We start from the raw sequence: 20983 nt of genomic DNA on the forward strand, positions 1-20983 counted from the left end.
AAGGCCGCGGGGATCGCTCCCCGCGGCGTTGTTTTACGCAATTAACAGTTGATGGTTCGCCAGCAGCGTCGCCAGATCCGTCTGCACGCCGTTCAGCGTCACCAGGGTGGTTGGCGAGAACTGACCGCCGGTACCGTCCAGGTCAACCTGGATCTCGGTATTGCTGCCGTTCTGCACCACGCGGATGTAATCGCTGATATTCCCCGCGCCGCTGTCCAGCGTGGCCACGCCGTTCACGTAGCTCGCCGAGCCCGTGCCGGTATAGCCGCTGCCGGAGAGCAGATCGCGCAGGTCAATACGATCCGTGTCCGCCGTCCCTTCCCAGGTACCGACCGTAAAGCCGTTCACCACGTCGTGACCGTTACCGCCCGTGGCATCCGAAGCGTTGATCAGCTTGTAGAGCAGCGTATCGTGACCGCCGCTGCCGATGTTGAAGGTGTCGTTTCCGCCACGGCCTTCGAACCGGTTATCACCGCTGTTGCCGGTGATGACGTCGTCGTAATCCGAGCCGTTAATCCCTTCAATGTTCAGCAGACGCGTGGTGCCGAAGCCGGTGTCCTGCGCGGTTGAGAGGCGCAGATCCACGGTCACGCCAGAGGTCGCATTGCGGTAATCCACCACGTCCATCCCGCCGGTGTTGCTCCAGGTGTCATGGTCGGAATGGGTAGTCCAGCCGCCGGAACCGTTGTAGGTATACGTGCCATTTTCGGCGATAAAGGTGTCGTTATACCCGGTTCCGGTAATGGTTCCGCTGTGGCCGCCGGTGGCCGCTTCGGCCGTCAGGACGTAGCCCTCTTTGCCGTTGCCCGCCTCCAGACCGCTCCAGGTGACGTTATCCGACACGCCGTTGGTGATCTTCAGGATCTCGGCCGAATAGGTTTCATTCGGATCCAGCCCGTAGAAGCTCACCAGCGCGGACGTATCGTTCGACCCGAAACCGGACTGGGCATTGATGATCTGCGAGGCCACCAGCACGCCCGCGGCGTTGTACAGGTTGACCGTATTGCCGTAGTAGGCGTTGATGCCCTCGCTGTCGACAATGTGCAGATGCATCGCGGTGCCGTCAGCAATGGTTTTGCTGTTTTGCACCAGCACCACCTTGCCGTTCTGCTGAGAGACCAGCAGGTCCTGCGCGCCGTCCCAGTTGTAGTCCACTGCCGCCACGCCGGTGGCGTAAGCAATGCCGGACGCCAGCTGGCTGGCGGTCCAGGTGGAGCCGTAGCCGTTGTTGGTGAACAGCGTCGCCGTCTGCGAGCCGCCGTAGGTGCTGAGCTTGACGATGTCCATCTGCCCGTCACCGTTCCAGTCCACCGCCACCGACAGATAGCCCGCCGCTGCGTTAGAGGCCTCGACCGCGCTCTTGGTGGCCGAGAGCTTCCCGGTACCGTCGTTGTAGTAGATCACCCCGCCGTTGTTGTTGTAGCTGCTGCCCAGGTACAGATCCATGTAGCCATCGCCGTTGAAGTCCGCCCACGTCATGGACGCCGCCGTGGTGGTATTCGAGGCGTTGGGCACAAACACGTTCGTCAGGTTCTGACCGATGGAGAGCGTGCCGTTGCCGTTGTTGTTGATCACGGTTAACGAGTACGCGCCGCTGCGGTTGGTGTGCTGAACCACATCCACGGTGCCGTCATTGTTAATATCGACGCCGGAGATTTCACGCATGGTGGTGAACTGTCCCCAGAACCCCGCGCCGCCGTAGGTGCCGTCAGGCGAGAGTACCCCGTTTTTGTTGATCAGATAGGTAATGGAGTCCGCGCCGGAGTCACCGTACGCCAGATCCAGATACCCATCCCCGGTTTTATCGTAGGCAATCACGCCGCCGTACCAGATGGTGGTGCCCATTGCCAGCTGGCTGGCGTTATAGGTGCTGCCATCGTAGGTCCACATCACCTGCGTTGACCCGGCGTAGGTATTTTCCGTCGCGAAAATGTCCTGCGTGCCGTTACGGTCAAAGTCGGCGGCGGTCTGGCTCACCACGTAGTAGTTACGGGTGTTAGTCAGCGTATTGCCGGCATAGGTCGAGCTATCGCTGCTGGAGTAAGACTGGCCGTTAGCGATGATATTCCACAGACCGCTGCTGTTCATGCCGAGGGTCATGGTGGAGTTGTTGCTGTTCCCCGCCGTGGTTGCCCAGTCGGTGTTCACCGAGGTGGTATCAATCACCAGGCTGCCGGTCGCCGTACCGGTGGTATTGCCGTTACCCGCGCTGCTCTTCACCTGCGCGGTCACGCTGTAGCTCGCCACGCTCAGCGCATCGCCGTCCGGGATCTGCAGATACCAGGTGTTGTGATCCGGGTCGACCACCACCGCACCGCCCGTCTGGGAGGTGTAGGTTTTGCCGTTCACCGTCACCACCAGGTATTCACCGTTCACCAGGTCAGCGGAGACGGTACCGGTGACGATCGGCGTGGTATCCGACGTGGTCTGCGCGGTAATCGCCGCCGTGGTGGTCGGGATGCTGGTATCGACGTTCAGCACAAAGCCGTCGGATTCCGTGTAGTTTCCGGCCCTGTCGGTGACGCGCACGATGTAGGTGTGATTCCCGTCGCTCAGGCCGTTGTCCTGGAAGGACCAGCTTGCGCTGCCGTTCATGGTCACCTGGCCGAGCAGAACCCCGTCACGGTAAAGCTGCACGATCTCGCCGTCGTCCGGGGCGCGGTTCAGCGTCCCGTTGATCAGCGGCGAGTTATCGTCCGTTGCCACCGCGCTGCCAAAGGTGCCCTGACGCTCGCCTTCGCCGTCGGTATAGCTCACGACCGTGCCAACCGTGGTCGGCGGCGTGGTGTCTACCGTGACGACCTGAGACGCGGTGGAACCCACGTTGCCCGCCTGGTCGATAATCCGCACCTGGTAGGTGTAGTCCCCGTCAGGCAGATCGCGGGTATCGGTGTAGCTCCAGCGCTGGTTGGTGACCGTGGTATCGAGCCAGGTATTCCCGCCGTCGAGGCTGATCTGCACGCGCTCGTCGCTTGCCAGCGCGCTGCCCAGCGAACCGTTGATTGTCAGCGTGGTGTCCATGGTGATGAAATCACTCCCGGACTGGCCGGTATCGTCGCTGATGCTGTCGATGGTAACGCCGTACTGCGGCGCCTGGGTATCCACCGTCACCGCCTGCGAGGTGGTGGCCCCGACGTTACCCGCCTGGTCGACAACCCGCACCTGATAGTTATGGCTGCCGTCGGTCAGGGCACGCGTATCGCTGTAGCTCCACTGGGTGCCGCTGACGGTGGCGTACACCCAGGTCGTGCCGCCGTCCATGCTCACCTGCACGTACTCGCCCGCGCCGAGTTCAGCGCCGAGCGTTCCGTGCAGGGTGTACGAGGTCGAACTGGTCAGGAAGTCGTTATTGTCGAAGCCGGTATCCACGGTGATGTTATCCACCGACACCGTGATCGCCGCATCCGGAGCAATCGTATCCACGGTCACCTGCTGATGGGCGCTGGCCCCCACGTTACCGGCCGCATCCACCACGCGGACGTAATAGTCATAGGTCTGGTTACCCAGCGTGCGGCTATCGACGTAGTACCAGCTGTTGCCGGTGACAATCACGTTCTGCCAGGTGACGCCGCCGTCGAGGCTGATCTGGGCGTATTCGCCGTCGGCCAGCGTCGCGCCGAGCGAGCCGTGCAGCGTCAGGGACGTGTCGCGAGTGATAAAGTCGCTGCTGCTCAGGCCGGTATCGTCGCTGATGCTGTCGATGGCGATCGTTTTGCTGGCGTCCGGTGCAACCGTATCAATGGTCACCACCTGAGAGGCGGTGGCGCTGATGTTGCCCGCATCGTCAATCACGCGCAGCTGGTAGTTGTAATCCCCGTCGGCCAGCGTGCGCCCATCGACATACGTCCAGCTCAGGCCGCTGACGCTGACGTCGATCCAGGTGACGCCGCCGTCAAGGCTGATCTGCGCGTGGTCGCCGCTGCCCAGCGCCGCACCGAGCGTGCCTTTAAGGCTGATCTGGTTGTCGCTGGTGATAAAGTCGCTGCCGGACAGGCCGGTATCCTGCGTAATGGAATCCACGGTAATGGTGGTTGCCGCAGGCTTCGTCAGGTCAATCACCACGTCCTGGCTGTCCGTGGCCCCCACGTTGCCCGCGTTATCAATCACGCGGACCTGGTACTGATACGTCCCGTCCGTCAGGGTGCGGCCATCGGCGTAGCGCCAGGTGGTGCCGGTCACGGTCAGGTCGATCCAGGTGACGCCGCCGTCGAGGCTGATCTGCGCCTTCTCGTTATTGCCGAGCTGCGCGGTCAGCGAGCCGTTGACGACGACCTGGCTGTCGTTAGTGATGAAATCCGTTGCGCTCAGGCCGGTGTCGATTTGCAGCGAATCAATGCTGATCCCCATCGACGGCGCGGTGAGATCCACCGTGACGGTATGGTTATCGCTGGCGCTGTTGCCGATGGTGTTGCTCACCTGGGCGTTAATCACGTAAGAACCGCCGTCTGCCAGCGCGGCCACGTCAGCGCTGCTGACCGTGTAGCTCCAGGTGCCGTCATTCTGGACGGTAGCCGCATAGGTTTTACCGTTCAGCGTGAGGGTCACCGTCTGGCCCGCCGGGGCGTCGGTAGTACCGCTGACGACCAGCGGCGTGCCGTGCTCGGCGGCGTTGACGATGTCGTCCTGCGCAAAGGTGTTAATGGTGATGGTTGGGACATCGCCGTTCAGCGTCACGTCGTGCGTTGCGCTGCCCGGGTTGCCCGCCCTGTCGCTTACCGACGCGGTGATGGTGTACTCCCCGTCGCTCAGGCCGAGGAAATCACGGCCCGGTACGAAGACCGACCACGATCCGTCCGCCCCGACGGTCGCCTGATAGCTGTGCCCGTTGAAGGAGACGGTCACCGTCTGGCCCTGTTCCGCCGTGGTGGTGCCGCGGATGGTCTGGCCCGCCAGCTGCTCCGCGTTGTTGACGATATCGTCATCGGCCACGGTGCTGATGGTCACGGTTGGCGCGACGGTATCCACCGTTAAGGTGTGCGTGGTCTGGCCGCTGTTACCGGCTTTGTCGTTGACCGAGGCGGTGACCGTCAGCGCGCCCTGGCTCAGGGCGGCCAGGTCGGCTGCCGGCACGTCGAGCGTCCAGGTGCCGTCACTGCCGACAAGCGCAGTGTAGGTTTTTCCTCCCAGCGTCACGGTAACGGTCTGCCCCGCCTCCGCGCTGGAAGATCCGTGCACGGTCAGCGGCTGCTGCGCTTCCGAGGCGTTCAGCATGTCGTCAACCGACAGCGTCCCAATGCTCACCACCGGCGCAGTGGTATCCACGCTGATGCCGTGCGTTGCCGACGCGCTGTTGCCCGCGCTGTCCTGTGCCGACACCGACACCTGATAGCGTGCGCCATCGGCCAGAGCACCCACGTCGGCGGCCGGTACGGTGGTCGTCCAGGTGCCGTCGCTCTGTATCGTAGCCGTATAGGTCTTGCCGTTCAGGGTCACGGTGACCTGGGTCCCGCTGGCGAACTGCGCGCTGGAACCGTTAATCACCAGTGACGAACCGGCTTCAGCCGCGTTGATGACGTCGTCACCGCTAACGGTGTTCACCGTCAGCGCCACGGAGGCGGTGTTGACCACCACGTCATGGGTCTGGGTGCTGCTGTTACCCGCGCTGTCGGTAATGGTCGCGCTGAGGGTCACGGTGCCGTCGGTCAGCGCGGAAATCACGCTGGCCGGAACGCCCACGCTCCAGTTGCCGCTGGCGTCAACGGTGGTGGTGTACTGGTGCGAACCGAGGGTGATAACCACTTTATCACCGACGTTCGCGCCGGTTGCCGACCCGCTGACGATCTGCGCCTGTCCGTGCTCCACGCTGTTAATCACGTCATCGCCCGCCACCACGTTAAAGCTGACGGTCGGCGGCGTGGTATCAAGCGTAATCGTCTTACCCGCGCTGCCCGGGTTACCCGCGGCGTCGCTCACGCTCACCTGCACGGTGTAGCCGTTATCCGCCAGTGCGGCCAGATCGCTGCCCGGCACGTTCACGCTCCAGACGCCGCCCTGCTGGACCTGCGCGGTATAGCTCTTCCCGCCCAGCGTCACGGTGACCGTCTGCCCGGCTTCCGCCGTGGTGGTGCCGGAGATAGCCACGCCCGCAGCCGCTTCGCTGCCGTTAATCACGTTATCGCCTGCGACCGTATCAATGGTCACGGTTGGCGCAGTCGCGTCCACGCTGTATTCGCGGCCCGCCGAGGCGCTGTTGCCGTGCGCGTTGGTGACGCTCACCTGCACGCTGGCGTCACCGTCCTTCAGGCCCGCAAGGTCTGCAGACGGCACAGTGGCCGTCCAGTGACCGTCAGCATCCACCTTCGCGGTGTACGTCTTGCCGCCGAAGGTAACCGTAACGGTCTGGTTTTCCTCCACGTTCGAGGTGCTGCCGGAGAGCACCAGATCCGCACCTTTCTCCGCCGCGTTAATCACGTCGTCGGTGGCAATCGCATCGATGCTGATAGCCACCGCCGCCAGATCGACGGTCACGTCATGGCTGATGGTCACCGGGTTGCCCGCCGCGCTCTGGCCGGCAACGGTCACGGTGACCGTACCTGCTGCGAAGGCCGCGACGTCTGCCGCCGGGATCGCCGCGCTCCAGGAGCCGTCTGCCAGCACGGAGGCCGCATAGGTTTTGCCATTGACGGTCACGGTGAGCGTTGTGCCTGCCGCCAGCCCGTCGCTGGTGCCGGAGACGATCAGGTTTTGAGTATGTTCGATGCTGTTGATCACATCGTCGCCCGCTACCGTATCGACGCGCAGGCCCGGCAGACTGGCGTCTATAACGATTTCGCGCTCGCCCGTTCCCGTGTTGCCGTGGCCGTTGGTCACAGTCGCAGACACCGTCAGGTCGCCGTTGCCCAGCGCCGTCAGGACGGATTCCGGCACGTTCACGGACCAGGTCAGATCGCTCTGCACTGTTGCGGTGTACGTGTTGCCGCCAATGGTCACAGTGACGGTATTGCCCGCCTCCGCGTTCGCGACCTTGCCGCTGAGGGTCTGGCCCGCGGCCACTTCCGCCGCGTTAATGACGTTATCGCCCGCCACGGTGTTGATGGTGACGGTTGGCAGCGCGGTATCCACCAGCAGGTTCGCGGTGTTGCTCACGCTGTTGCCCACGCCGTTGGTGGCGGTCGCGCTCAGGGTGTAATTCGCTTCGCCCAGACCCGCCAGATCCGCCGCCGGAACGGTCAGGCTCCAGGTGCCGTCTGCCGCCGTCGTGGCCGTGTAGTTTTTGCCGTTGAGGGTCACGGCCACCACGGTGCCTTCTGCCAGGTTGGCGCTGGTGCCGCTGACGCGCAGATCCTGACCTTTTTCCACCGCGTTCAGCACGTTATCGTCGCTGATGGCGTTGAAGGCCACGGACGGCAGACCGGTATCGACGGTCACGTTATGCGTGCCGGTGCCGGTATTGCCCGCCGCGTCGGTAACCGATGCCGTGACGGTCACGCTGCCGTCGCTGAGGCCGGAAATCACGCTCGCCGGGACGCCCACGCTCCAGTTGCCCGCCGCGTCCAGCACGGTGGTGTACGTCTGACCGCCGATGGTGACGGTCACCTTATCGCCCGCGGCCGCGCCGGTGGCGGTGCCGCTGATGATGTGCGCCTGGCTGTGTTCTGCGAGGTTAATGACATCGTCGCCCGCCACGGTGTTAATGGTCACCGCCGGAACGGTCACATCCACCGTCAGAGTATGATCAACCGACGCCGGGTTGCCCGCCTTGTCGCTTACCGATGCGGTCACGGTCACACTGCCGTCCGTCAGGGCCGCAACATCGGCCGCCGGGACGTTCAGCGTCCAGCTGCCGTCCGCGCTGACGGTGGTGGTGTAGTCTTTGCCGTTCAGCGACACGGTGACCGTCTGGCCCGCTTCGGCAGAGCTGCTGCCGGACACGGTCAGATCGCTCTTCGCTTCGGCGGCATTCAGAATGTCGTCCGTCGCCAGGGTGTTGATCGTGACGGTCGGCGCGGTGGCATCCACGCTGTACTCACGGCCCGCCGAGGCGCTGTTGCCGTTCACGTTGGTGACGCTCACCTGCACGCTGGCATCGCCGTCCTTCAGGCCAGCCAGATCCGCAGACGGTACGGTCCAGGTCCAGTTGCCGCTGTCGTCTACTGTCGCACTATAGATTTTGCCGTTCAGGCTGATGGTCACGGTCTGCCCGGCTTCCACGTTGATGGTCGCACCGGACAGCACCAGATCCGCGCCCTTCTCCGCCGCGTTAATCACGTCGTCGGTCGCAATCGGATTGATGCTGATGGCAACGGTCGCCAGATCTACCGTCACATCGTGGCTGATGGTAATCGGGTTGCCCGCCGCGCTGTCGCCGGTGACGCTGATTTTGACGGTGCCTTCCGGCCACGCGCTCACGTCCGCTGATGGAACAGCCGCGCTCCAGGTGCCGTCCGCCAGCACCGTGGCCGCATAGTCTTTGCCGTTGATGGTGACGGTCAGGGCTGTACCTGGCGCCAGCCCGTCGCTGGATCCGCTGACGATCAGGTTCTGCGCGTGCTCGATGGTGTTGATCACGTCATCACCCGCGACGGTATCGACGCGCAGGCCCGGCAGGTTAGCGTCGATAGCGATCTCGCGCTCGCCGGTCCCGGTGTTACCGTGGCCGTTGGTGACAGTCGCCGTCACGCTCAGGCTGCCGTTACCCAGCGCCGTCAGCACGTCAGACGGCACGTTGACAGACCAGGTCAGATCGTTCTGCACCGTTGCGGTGTAGCTGTTGCCGCCAATGGTCACGGTCACGGTATTGCCCGCTTCGGCATTCGCCACGGTGCCGCTCAGGGTCTGGCCTGCGGCCACTTCCGCCGCATTAATGACGTTATCGCCCGCCACGGTGTTGATGGTGACCGTTGGCAGCGCGGTGTCCACCAGCAGGTTCGCGGTGTTGCTCACGCTGTTGCCCACGCCGTTGGTGGTGGTCGCATTCAGGGTGTAGTTGGCCTGACCCAGACCGGCCAGATCCGCCGCCGGAACCGTCAGGCTCCAGGTACCGTCTGCCGCCGTCGTCGCCGTGTAGTTTTTGCCGTTCAGGGTCACGGTCACCACGGTGCCTTCCGCCAGGTTGGCGCTGGTGCCGCTCACGCTCAGATCCTGACCTTTTTCCACCGCGTTCAGCACGTTATCATCGCTGATGGCGTTGAAGCTGACCGAAGGCAGACCGGTATCGACGGTCACTTCATGGCTGCCGGTGCCGGTGTTGCCCGCCGCGTCGGTGACGGACGCCGTGACGGTCACGGTGCCGTCGCTGAGGCCGGAAATCACGCTCGCCGGGACGCCCACGCTCCAGTTCCCCGCCGCATCCAGCACGGTGGTGTAGGTCTGGCCGCCGATGGTGACGGTCACCTTATCGCCCGCGGCCGCGCCGGTGGCGGTGCCGCTGATAACGTGTGCCTGGCTGTGTTCAGCCACGTTAATCACATCGTCACCCGCGATGGTGTTGATAGTGACCGCAGGAACGGTCACATCCACCGTCAGGTTGTGGTCCACGGACGCCGGGTTACCCGCCTTGTCGCTGACCGATGCGGTAACGGTAACGCTGCCGTCGGTTAATCCTGCCAGATCGGCCGCCGGAACGTTCAGCGTCCAGCTGCCGTCTGCGCTGACGGTGGTGGTGTAGTCTTTGCCGTTCAGCGATACGGTGACCGTCTGGCCCGCTTCGGCGGTACTGGTACCGGACACGGTCAGATCGCTCTTCGCTTCGGTGGCATTGAGAATATCGTCCGTCGCCAGGGTGTTGATGGTCACGCTCGGCGCGGTCGCATCCACGCTGTACTCACGTCCCGCCGAGGCGCTGTTGCCGTTCACGTTGGTGACGCTCACCTGCACGCTGGCGTCGCCGTCTTTCAGGCCCGCCAGGTCGGCGGCTGGCACCGTGGTCGTCCATTTGCCGTCGGCGCCGACGGTCGCGGTGTAGCTCTTGCCGCCGAAGGTGATGGTAACGGTCTGGTTTTCCTCAACGTTCGAGGTCGCCCCGGAGAGCACCAGATCCGCGCCCTTCTCGGCGGCGTTAATCACGTCGTCTGAAGCAATCGCATCGATGCTGATGGCAACGGTCGCCAGATCTACCGTCACATCGTGGCTGATGGAAACCGGGTTACCGGCGCTGCTCTGGCCTGCAACGGTCACGGTGACCGTACCTGCTGCCAGGGCACCCACATCCGCAGCCGGGATGGCCGCACGCCAGGTGCCGTCGGCCAGCACGGTGGCCGGGTAGGTTTTGCCGTTTACGGTGACGGTCAAGGTGGTACCTGCGGTCAGGCCATCGCTGGATCCGGTCACAATCAGATTCTGCCCGTGCTCGATGCTGTTGATCACGTCGTCGCCCGCCACGGTATCCACGCGCAGGCCCGGCAGGTTAGCGTCGATCGTGATCTCGCGCTCAGCGGATCCGCTGTTGCCGACGCCGTTGGTCACGCTGGCGGTCACCGTCAAATCGCCGTTGCCCAGCGCCGTCAGCACAGATTCAGGCACATTGACGGACCAGGTGAGATCGTTCTGCACCGTTGCGGTGTAGCGGTTGCCGCCAATGGTCACGGTCACGGTGTTGCCCGCTTCGGCATTCACCACCTTACCGCTGATGGTCTGGCCGGCAGCCAGCTCGGCGGCGTTAATCACGTCGTCGCCCGCAATGGTGTTGATAATCACGCCCGGCAGAACGGACTCCACGTTTACCGTGTGCGTCGCGCTGGTGCTGTTGCCGACGCTGTCCGTGGCTGACGCGGTGACGGTATAAAGTGCCTCGCCCAGCTGGCCGACCTCGCTCGCCGGAACGGTGGTGATCCATTTTCCGTCATCGTCCACCTGCGCACTGTACGCTTTGCCGTTCAGCATCACGGTCACTACCGCGCCTGCCGCCAGGCCGGACGCCGTACCGGAGATCGTCAGATCCTGGGTTTTCTCGGTGCTGTTGATCACATCGTCACCGGAAACGGTGTCAATGGTCAGCCCCGGCGCGGTCAGGTTCACCGCCACACCGTGCGTGGCGCTGTTGCTGTTGCCCGCTTTATCGGTCAGCGCCGCGGTAATAGTGTAATCCCCGGCGGCCAGCGCGGTAACGTCTGCCGCAGGCACGCCCACGCTCCAGTTGCCGGAGGCATCCAGGGTGGCGGTGTACGATTTGCCGTTGAGGGTGACCGTGACCACGTCGCCCGCTGCCGCGCCCGTCACGGAACCGGTGACAATCAGGGCCTGCGCATGCTCGGCGCTGTTGATCACATCGTCGTCGGACACGGTGTGAATGGTCAACTGTGGAACGGTGGTATCCACCAGCACGTCGCGATCCGCGGAGGCCGGGTTGCCCGCTTTGTCCGATACGGCGGCGCTGACGGTGTAGTTCCCGTCGGTAATACCGTTCAGATCCGCGGACGGCACGGTCACGCTCCAGCTGCCATTGGCCTGCACGGTGGTGGTATAGTCCACGCCGTTCAGGGTCACGGTGACGGTCTGGCCCGCTTCGGCGTTGGTGACGCCGTTAATCACTAGATCCTGCTGCGCTTCAGCCGCATTGATGATGTTGTTGTCGCTGATGATTTCAATAGACACCGTCGGCGCGGTGGCGTCCACGCTGTACTCGCGGCCCGCCGACGCGCTGTTGCCGTTCACGTTGGTGACGCTCACCTGCACGCTGGCGTCGCCGTCCTTCAGGCTGCCCACGTCGGCAGACGGCACGGTGGCCGTCCAGTTGCCGTCGGCATCCACCGTCGCGGTGTACGATTTGCCGCCGAAGGTGATGGTAACGGTCTGGTTTTCTTCCACGTTGGTGGTGGAGCCGGACAGCACCAGGTCCGCGCCTTTCTCCGCCGCGTTAATCACGTCGTCAGAGGCAATCGGGTTAATGCTGATGGCGACTGTCGCCAGATCCACCTTCACGTCATGGCTGATGGAAACCGGGTTGCCCGCCGCGCTATGACCTTCAACCTTCACGGTAACCGTGCCCGCGCCGAGCGCGCTGACGTCGGCCGCCGGAATGGCCGCCGTCCAGGTGCCGTCCGCCAGTACGGTGGCCGCGTAGGTTTTGCCGTTGACGGTGACGGTCAGCGCCGCGCCCGTTGCCAGACCGTCGCTGGAACCGGTGATAATCAGATTTTGAGCGTGTTCAATGCTATTGATCACATCGTCGCCCGCCACGGTATCGACGCGCAGGCCCGGCAGGTTGGCATCAATGGTGATGTCGCGCTCGCCGGTGCCGGTGTTGCCGTGGCCGTTAGTGACGCTGGCTGACACCGTCAGATCGCCGTTACCGATGGCGGTTAAGACCGAGGACGGCACGTTGACCGACCAGCTCAGATCGTCCTGAACCGTCGCGGTATACGTATTGCCGCCGAGGGTAATAGTGACAGTGTCACCGCTCGCCGCACCGCTCACTTTCCCGCTCAGGGTCTGTCCGGCAGCCACTTCCGCCGCGATAATCACGTCGTCCGTCGCGACCGGATTGATGGTGACCTGCGGCAGCGCGCTGTCAACCAGCACGCTGTGGCCGGTGCTCGCGCTGTTGCCCGCGGCGTCAGTTACGCTCGCCGTCACGGCGTAGCTCGCTTCGCCCAGCGCCGAGACGTTTGCCGCCGGAACGGTCACGCTCCAGTTCCCGCTCGCGTCGGTGGTGGCCGTATAGTTAATCCCGTTCAGGGACACCGTAATGGCGGTTCCTTCCGGCTGGTTGCTGGTGCCGGACACCTGCAGATCCTGGCCTTTCTCGGTCGCATTGATCACGTCGTCAGCCGCCAGGGTATTGATGGCGACCACCGGCGCGGTCAGGGAGACGTCAAATTCGTGCGTCGCAGTGGTGCTGTTACCGGCTTTGTCGGTGAGGGTCGCGGAGATCGTCTGGTCGCCGTTGACCAGCGCACCCACGTCCGCCGCCGGAACGCCCACGCTCCAGCTGCCGGACGCGTCCAGCATGGCGGTGTAATCTTTACCGTTCAGGGTCACGGTAATCACGTCGCCCGCCTGCGCGCCCGTCACCTTACCGGAGACGATCAGCGCCTGGCCGTGCTCGGCAATATTCACGATGTCGTCGCCCGCGACGATGTTGAAGCTAATCTGCGGTACGGTGGTGTCCACCAGCACCGAGGAGCCCGCGCTGGCCGGGTTACCTGCCTTATCGGACACGGTCGCCGTGACCGCGACGCCGCCGTCGGTGATGCCCGCGAGATCGGCTGCAGGCACGTCGAGCGTCCAGCTGCCGTCCGCCTGCACCTGCGCAGTGTACTGATTGCCGTTGAAGATCACGGTGACCGTCTGGCCCGCTTCGGCAGTAGAGGTCCCGCTCAGGGTCAGATCCTGCGCCGCCTCTGCCGCATTCAGCATGTTATCGCCGCTGATGGTGTTGATGGTCACCGTCGGCGCGGTGGTGTCGACGCTGAATGCCTGCGCCGAAGACGCGGCGTTGCCGTTCACGTTGGTGACGCTGACCTGCACGCTGGCGTCGCCGTCTTTCAGGCCGCTCAGATCGGCAGCCGGAACGGTCCAGGTCCAGTCGCCGTTGGCATCCACCGTCGTGGTGTACGTTTTTCCTGCGAAGATAATGGTGACGGTCTGGCCCGCTTCAACGTTAGATGACGTGCCGGACAGCACCAGATCCTGGCCTTTTTCCGCCGCGTTAAGGACGTTGTCGTCGGTCACGCTGCTGATGGTGATGGCGACAGGCGCGAGATCGACGTCCACGACGGTCCCGATAGCCACCGGGTTGCCGGAGGCATCCAGCGCGCTTGCCTTGATATCCAGCGAGCCATCTGCCCACTGGGACACGTCCGCCGCCGGTACCGCCGCCTGCCAGGAGCCGTCCGCCAGCACCGTTGCGGAATACGCTTTTCCGTTGATGGTCACGGTGACGGCGCTGCCCGCCGCCAGATCGGTGCTGGTGCCGGACACAATCAGGTTCTGCGCGTGCTCAATCACGTTGATCACGTCGTCGCCTGCGACCGTATCAATACGCAGCCCCGGAAGCTGGGCGTCGATGGTGAAGTCGAGCGAAGAAGAACCGGTATTGCCGTGCGCGTTGGTGACGCTGGCCGATACGGTGAGATCGCCGTTGCCCAGCGCGGTCAACTGGCTCTGGGTTAACGGCAGGCTCCAGGTGAGATCGTCCTGCACGGTGGCAGTAAAGGTCTGGCCGCCCAGGGTAATCGTGACAGTGTCACCTGGCGTCGCATTTGTCACCTTACCGGTCAGGGTTTGCCCTGCCGCCACTTCCGCCGCGTTAACGATATTGTCGCCCGCCAGCGTGTCGATCGTTACCACCGGCAGCGAGCTGTCCACCAGCACGTCGTGCGAGGTTGAGGCGCTGTTGCCGACGCTATCGGTGACGTTCGCCGTCACGGTGTAATTCGCTTCGCCCAGCGCCGAGACGTTTGCCGCCGGAACAGTTACGCTCCAGTTTCCGCTGGCGTCAGCGGTAGCCGTGTAGTGAATGCCGTTCAGGGTCACCGTAATGGTCGTGCCTTCCGGCTGGTTGCTGGTGCCGGAAATCTGCAGCTCTTCGCCTTTCTCTGCCGCGTTGATCACGTCGTCCACCGCCAGCGTGTTGATACCGATGACAGGCGTCACGGTATTCACCACCACATCCAGTGAACTGCTTCCGGTATTGCCGGATCGGTCGGTCACGGAGACGTCGATGGTCCAGGTGCCGTCCGTCAGCCCCTGCACGACAGACGCGGGCAGGCCAAGGCTCCAGTTCCCCGCCGCATCCACCACGGTGGTGTAATCGACGCTGTTAATAGTGATAGTCACCCGATCGCCCGCTGCCGCCCCGGTGACGGAGCCGCTCAGGATCTGCGCCTGTGCATGGGCGAGCTGGTTAACGGTATTGGTGTCGGTGACGAAGTGGTTGATGGTGACCTGCGGCACGGTCGCGTCCACCAGCCCAACGCGGTCGGCGCTGCTGCTGTTGCCCGCCACGTCGCTTACGGTGGCCGTCACGGTCACGATGCCATCGTTGAGGGCACCGACGTCAGCCGCCGGTACGATCAGCTGCCAGGTTCCGTCCGTCTGGACCGTGGTCTGATACGTTTTGCCGTTCAGCGTCACGGTGACCGTCTGGCCCGGTTCCGCAGTACTGGTGCCGCTTAAGGCTAAATCCTGCTGCGCCTCAGCCGCATTGATGATGTTATCGCTGGTGAGGTTATCGAGGGTAATCGCCGGCGGCAGCGTATCCACCGTGACCACGCGCGACGCGTCGGCACTGTTACCGTTGACGTTCGTGACGCTGACGCTCACCTGCGCGCGCCCGTCGATCAGGGTTTCCATGGCGCTGGCGGGCACGGTCAGGCTCCAGGAGCCATCCTGCTGCACCTGGGCGGTAAAGGTCTGGTCGGCGAATTTCACCACCACGGTCTGCCCCGCCTCCACGCCCTGCGTCTGGCCGGAAAGGGTTAAATCGGCACCTTTTTCTGCCGCATTCAGCAGGTCATCGCCGGAGACGGTATCAATGGTGACCGCCACGGCGTTGAGATCGAGTTCAATCGGGTGTTCAGCCGCAACGGTATTGCCCCAGGCATCTTTTGCGCTGACGCTAACCGTCACCTCTCCCGCGGTCCAGGCCTGCAGGTCCGCAGCAGGAACGCCAATGCTCCAGCCGCCGCTGGCGGTAACCACGGCGTTATATTCGACGTTGTTAATGGTGACGACGATCGGCGTGCCCGCGGCCAGGTGGGTGCTGGCGCCGGTGACGGTCAGATCCTGCTGCTGTTCGATGGCGTTGACCACGTCATCGCCGGAAATGGTGTTCACGCGCAGGCCCGGCAGCTGTGCGTTGATGTTGATATCGCGCTCGCCGGTACCGGTATTGCCGTGCGAATTGGTCACCGACGCGGTGAAGGTTAAATCGCCGTCGCCGAACGCCTTAAGATCCGCTGACGGGATTTTCACGCTCCAGGTCAGATCGCTGCCCACCGTGGCGGTGTAGCTCTTGCCGCCCACGGTGACAGAAACGGTATCGCCCGCCGCCGCGCCGGTAACGCGACCGCTGAGGGTTTGATCGACACCCGCTTCGGCGTTATTGACCAGGTTGTCGCCCGCAAAGGTGTTGATGATCACCTGCGGCAGCACGGTATCCACCAGCAGCGTCGCCCCGGCAGAGCCGCTGTTACCCACGCTGTCAGTGCCGCTGACGCTGACGGTGTAGAGGGTGTTCGCCAGATTCAGCACGTCGGAAACCGGCACCTGGACCGCCCAGATGCCGTTTTCAACGGTGGCCTGATAGTTGACGTTGTTCAGCGTCACGGTAATGGCGCTGCCGTCAGGCAGGTTGCTGGTACCGGTCAGGCTCAGCGGCTGCATCGCCTCCTGGGCATTCAGCACGTTGTCCTGGCTAATGGCGTCAATCGTAAATTCTGGCGGATTGCCGCTCAGCGTAATGCCGTGCGTGGCGCTGCCGGTGTTGCCTGCCGCGTCGGTCACGGATACTGAAATCGTGTGGTTGCCTTCACCCAGCGCGCCCAGCACGGACGCCGGAACGCCCACGCTCCAGCTGCCGTCCGCCAGCACCACGCCGGTGAAGGACTGGCCGCCAACGGTCACGGTGACCACATCGCCAGCCGACGCGCCGCTCGTCTGCCCGGAAATAATCTGCGCCTGGCCCTGTTCGCTGGTGTTCAGTATGTCGTCGCCCGCCACGGTATCGATGGTGACCACCGGCGCGGTGGTATCCACCGTGAAATCTGCGGTGACAGACGAACCGTTGCCCGCTTTGTCGCTGACGTTCACCGTCAGGGTGTGATTACCCTCGTTGAGCGCCTGCACGTCGTCCGCGGCAAGCGTGACGGACCAGGTACCGTCGCTGCCCACCGTGGCGTTGTAGTTTTTACCGTTCAGCGTGACCGTGACGATCTGACCGGCTTCCGCAGTCGTTTTGCCGGTCAGCGTCAGCGGCTGGCTGTGCTCGGCGGCATTAATGATGTTGTCCTGCGCGAGGGTATCGACAGAGAGGGTTGGCGCGACGCTATCCACGCCGATTGTCTGGCTGCCGTTCACGGTGTTACCCGCCGCGTCTTTGCCGATGACGTTGACCGTCCAGGTGCCATCGCCCAGGGCCTGCGCGTCAGCCGCGGGCACGTTAACACTCCACGTCCCGTCCGCCCCCACTTCCGTCGTATAGGTTTTACCGTTCAGCGTCACGGTGAGTACGGTACCCTGCGCCAGATTCTTGCTGGCACCGGAGAGCGTAAAGCCCGCGGATTGCTCGCTGGCGTTAAGCACGTTGTCGCCCGCTGTGGTGGCCAGCGTAATGGCAGCCTCGGCGGTCGAGACCGTTACGGTAATGTTGCCCGCATCGGTGGTTTTACTGCCGTCGATCTGCACCACCGACCAGGTGTGTTCCCCGTCCGTCTGGGTCGGTAATTTTACCGTCCAGGTGCCCTCTTTACCGACCATGGCGCTGGCGATGGTGCTGCCGCTGCTGTCTTTGATCTGGATGGTCGCGCCCGGCTGGCCGGTGCCGCTAAAGGTTGGCGTGTTGTCGTCCGTGATCGCGTTTGCTGTCAGCACGCCCTGCTTGTCGCCCGCTTTATCCGACAGCAGGAAGGTTGGCGTGGCGCTTTCCACCTCTTTCGTATTATCAATAACTTTTGTTTTAGTCTCGCCGTCGCCGCCGTTTGCCAGCAGCGCCCCGATGGCACCGCCGCCTAATGCAGCTCCCGCAATCCAGCCCCACGGGGCGTCGCTTAAGACGCTTCCCTGCTTCAGGAAAGGTTGAATGCTGCTAATCGGTGTGGCCTGCGCGGTTAGCTCGGTCACCGCAACGCCTGACGCTTCCCCGGTATCGGCAAAAGAAATATGCGTCAGTTCCTGACGATCGTTGAACACGAGCTCTGACGGGTTGTGCGTCTCAGGATCTTCAACAAAATAGTTATTGCAGCGAATCACGCTGCCATCTTTCATATAAATGAGGAGGTCTTTACCCTGGCGGACATATCGCACCACATCCTGAGCAGAACCCTGGATTTCAATCACGCTCGGGGAGGAAATAGAGACCGACAAATTTCCTTCGCCGGTTAATTTCGTTTTCTCCGCCGTTTTGCGAATGATGACATCAACAACCTTTATGTTACTCATATTTCTCTCCTTGCAGGTGTGCGGATTCCTGTGGATATGTCCACCAGACGGATGTAGCTATCCCTGGGAAAAAACACCCATTATTTTCAGACTTATTTTGCGCGACAATACGCGTCTTTTTTTAACTCAAATCGGGTAGTTTTGCGGCAGCGCTTTTCTCTATTCCAATAAGCGGCATTAAATTATAAACCGCGGAAGCATAATTAATTGCCGAACTCCAGCCATCATACTCAGCGATTATTTTCGCCGAGGTGGCCTGCCAGACATCCTGCTCAACGCTGAGCAGATCGTTAATGCTCCGCTTGCTCAGGGTGTACTCATTTTTATAAACATCACGGGCGCGCAGCGCATTTTCCAGCTGCTGTTTCCCGGCCTCCATTCTTCCCCGCGCGCCGGTCCAGTCCGCCTGCGCGACGGAGGCTTTTTGCAGGACGTCGAAACGCGCCTGATCGACCTGAGAGGAGGCCATCGCCCGCGCGCCTTCAGCCTGCCGCACGCGTGCAGAGACCGCGCCGCCCTGATAAAGCGGTGCGTCAATGTTGAGTTGGATCTGGTCGTCCCAGTACGAACGGTTGTCCGACTCGTAACGGGTACGTCCGCCCTTCAGGCTGAGGGTCGGCCAGTGCTGGGACTTCGCCGTCTCCACGCCATACTGGGCAGAGCGCTCCATGTTTTGCGCGGCCATGACCGCCGGTATCAGCGAATAATCAATGCGGTTGAGCGAATCAGGTTCAACCGCGAGGTTTGCGGGTACAGGCGAATAGTTTTCTGCCTGCATGCCGGTTAATACCGCAAGCCTTGCGCGGGCGCTGTTTAAGGCGGCCTGATACTGCGCGACCGTTGCCTGCATACCGGCAATACGCGTGCGGGTCTGGAGCTCATCGGAGGTCGAACTCACGCCCGCGTCGGCGCGCAGCTTTGCCAGCTGCTCAACATTTTTCAGCGCCTGAACGTTCTCCTTTGCTGCCTGCAGCAGATCGGCATAGCGTTTGACCTCGACATAGCTCAGCGCCGTTTTTTCCGCCACGTCAGAGAGCGTGCTCATCAGCTGGTAGCGATAGCTATCGCGCTGGGCGGAAGACTGGCTGATGCTGTTATTGGTCTTGTCAAAATCATAGATCAGCTGCGTCAGGCTCAGTCCCCAGGCGGCTGAATTCTTCAGCGACCCGCTGGAATCGGTAGTCTGGCTATGGCCCGTGCTCCCGTTCAGCGATATTTGCGGCATCCAACCGCTGCGCGCTTCATCTATTTGTGCCTGACCAATACCGAGCTGCGCGGCCTGCTGACTAATAGACGGATCGCGATCGATAGCAAAAAGAATACTTTCTTTTAAGGTGGTCCTGGCAACCGGGGCAATACCCACCTGATTACTATTGGCGTACGCCGTATTTATGGCTAATGAAATGAATGCCAGCGCTGCTGTAAATCGGCGTAACATTGGCTTTCGTAATATCGTCATTTTATCTCCCTGACTCTGAGTGACACTGAAGCAATTACCCAAAAAGAGGTATAGATAATTAGACAAATATCTTTTTTAGCATCCTTGCCGAATTTTAGGTAAAACTCCCCATACCCATTTCCCCCTGGAGATGAGATCTGCCTGCGTCTTATTTAATTAAGAATTTACTTATTTCCTAAAGTGGTTAGCAGCATAACAAAATGTGTTATAGGCCACTACACCCACAATGTTAATGTGGTGTTACAATTAAGAAAAAAGATGGGGTTTCTGGACAAAAGTCTTAAAATGACCTTTCAGATGAAACATATAAACCGTCTGTTATTTAAGGAAAATTCTTAATTTGCTCCCTGCACATTTTTGCGTTAATTTCCGCCCGGGTCAGACACAAAGATTTTCAAAGAAGTGTCAATTTAAGTAGCCAAACAGGATGAATTGGGATTTATCGCTATTAAAAAACTAATTAAAGAGATTAATAGCTATGAATATCTATTTTGTCGAAACTTAACTCCAGACAATGGTGTTGCACTGGTTACATAATCCAAACCGTTAAATAAAACATAACAATAACATTATGATTAACATTCAAAACGGCTTGCTTATACCTGTTTAATAAAATTTTAATAATCACGCATCTGAATCATCACCTCACTCCGCGACATCAAAACCACGTTGCCCTTCTCTCTGCGTTAAAATGCTGTATTATGCAAACTATTGCGATATTTTGCAGGAATGTAACCGATGCACAAAACTGCACGACAGCGCCACGTTCTGGATATCCTGAGCGAGCAAGGCCAGGCCAGCATCACCGAACTGGCAGAAAAGCTGCAGGTTTCAGCCGATACCATCCGTCGGGATCTGACCGACCTGGAGAACCAGGGCCTGGCGCAGAAGAACCACGGCGGAGCCATCGCGCTGAATCTTTCCGCCATGAACCGTCAGGGCCGCAATACGCTGCTGCCGGAAACCAAACAGCGCCTCGGAAAACAGGTCGCCCTGCAGGTCCCTGCGGGTTCTACCCTGTTTCTGGATGCGGGCAGCACGGTAATGGCTGTCGCCTCCTTTCTTCGCGGGCCGCTCACCGTCATAACCACGTCGCTGGATATCGCCCAGCATTTTAGCGACCGGGAAGACGTTGAACTGATCCTGCTCGGGGGGAAATGGGACCACCAGCAGCGCCTGTTTGCCGGAAGCGCCACGTTGTCGTTGCTGTTCCGCTATCGGGCAGATATCGCCATCCTCGGGGCGTGCGCCATTCATGCCGAACTCGGTTTGAGCGCCGGTAAAGAAGCGGATGCCGAGGTTAAGCGCGCGATGCTTGACGCGAGCCATGCGCACTGGATTGTTGCCGACCACCTGAAGGTCAACCGCTGCGAACCGTATCTGGTTTCCGGGTTATCCAACATTCAACAACTCTTTTTAGATCGTCCCTGGCCTGAGCTTGGGGACCCTGGCGCATTGCAGGTCACGGTGTGCGCGAATTAACGT

The 20983-nt window shown here is 61.6% G+C and carries 3 protein-coding genes; 1 reads left to right on the forward strand and 2 read right to left on the reverse strand.

What is annotated here, in order from left to right:
* Window positions 1-33: 33 nt before the first annotated feature.
* Both N6P30_RS15820 and N6P30_RS15825 read right to left on the reverse strand, forming a co-directional pair.
* A complete protein-coding gene (locus N6P30_RS15820; RefSeq protein WP_023292470.1) occupies window positions 34-18039 on the reverse strand; it encodes an Ig-like domain-containing protein in 18006 nt (6001 codons plus the stop codon).
* A gap of 121 nt (window positions 18040-18160) precedes the next feature.
* Complete coding sequence (locus N6P30_RS15825) at window positions 18161-19498, reverse strand: TolC family outer membrane protein (protein WP_023292471.1); 1338 nt, start codon at window positions 19496-19498, stop codon at window positions 18161-18163.
* Window positions 19499-20236: 738 nt separating this feature from the next.
* Here N6P30_RS15825 and N6P30_RS15830 point away from each other — a divergent pair.
* Window positions 20237-20980, forward strand: coding sequence for a DeoR/GlpR family DNA-binding transcription regulator (locus N6P30_RS15830; RefSeq protein ID WP_023292472.1), 744 nt, complete (start codon window positions 20237-20239; stop codon window positions 20978-20980).
* The last annotated feature ends 3 nt before the right edge of the window (window positions 20981-20983 follow it).

Origin of the sequence: Enterobacter sp. PL1, from assembly GCF_945957325.1 — a bacterium.
In the GTDB taxonomy this organism is placed as follows: domain Bacteria; phylum Pseudomonadota; class Gammaproteobacteria; order Enterobacterales; family Enterobacteriaceae; genus Enterobacter; species Enterobacter roggenkampii.

What these genes read in the sequence shown, in the direction of transcription:
- N6P30_RS15830 (WP_023292472.1), top strand. Translation starts at nt 20,237, where the DNA reads ATGCACAAAACTGCACGACAGCGCCACGTTCTGGATATCCTGAGCGAG.
- N6P30_RS15825 (WP_023292471.1), bottom strand. Translation starts at nt 19,498, where the DNA reads ATGACGATATTACGAAAGCCAATGTTACGCCGATTTACAGCAGCGCTG.
- N6P30_RS15820 (WP_023292470.1), bottom strand. Translation starts at nt 18,039, where the DNA reads ATGAGTAACATAAAGGTTGTTGATGTCATCATTCGCAAAACGGCGGAG.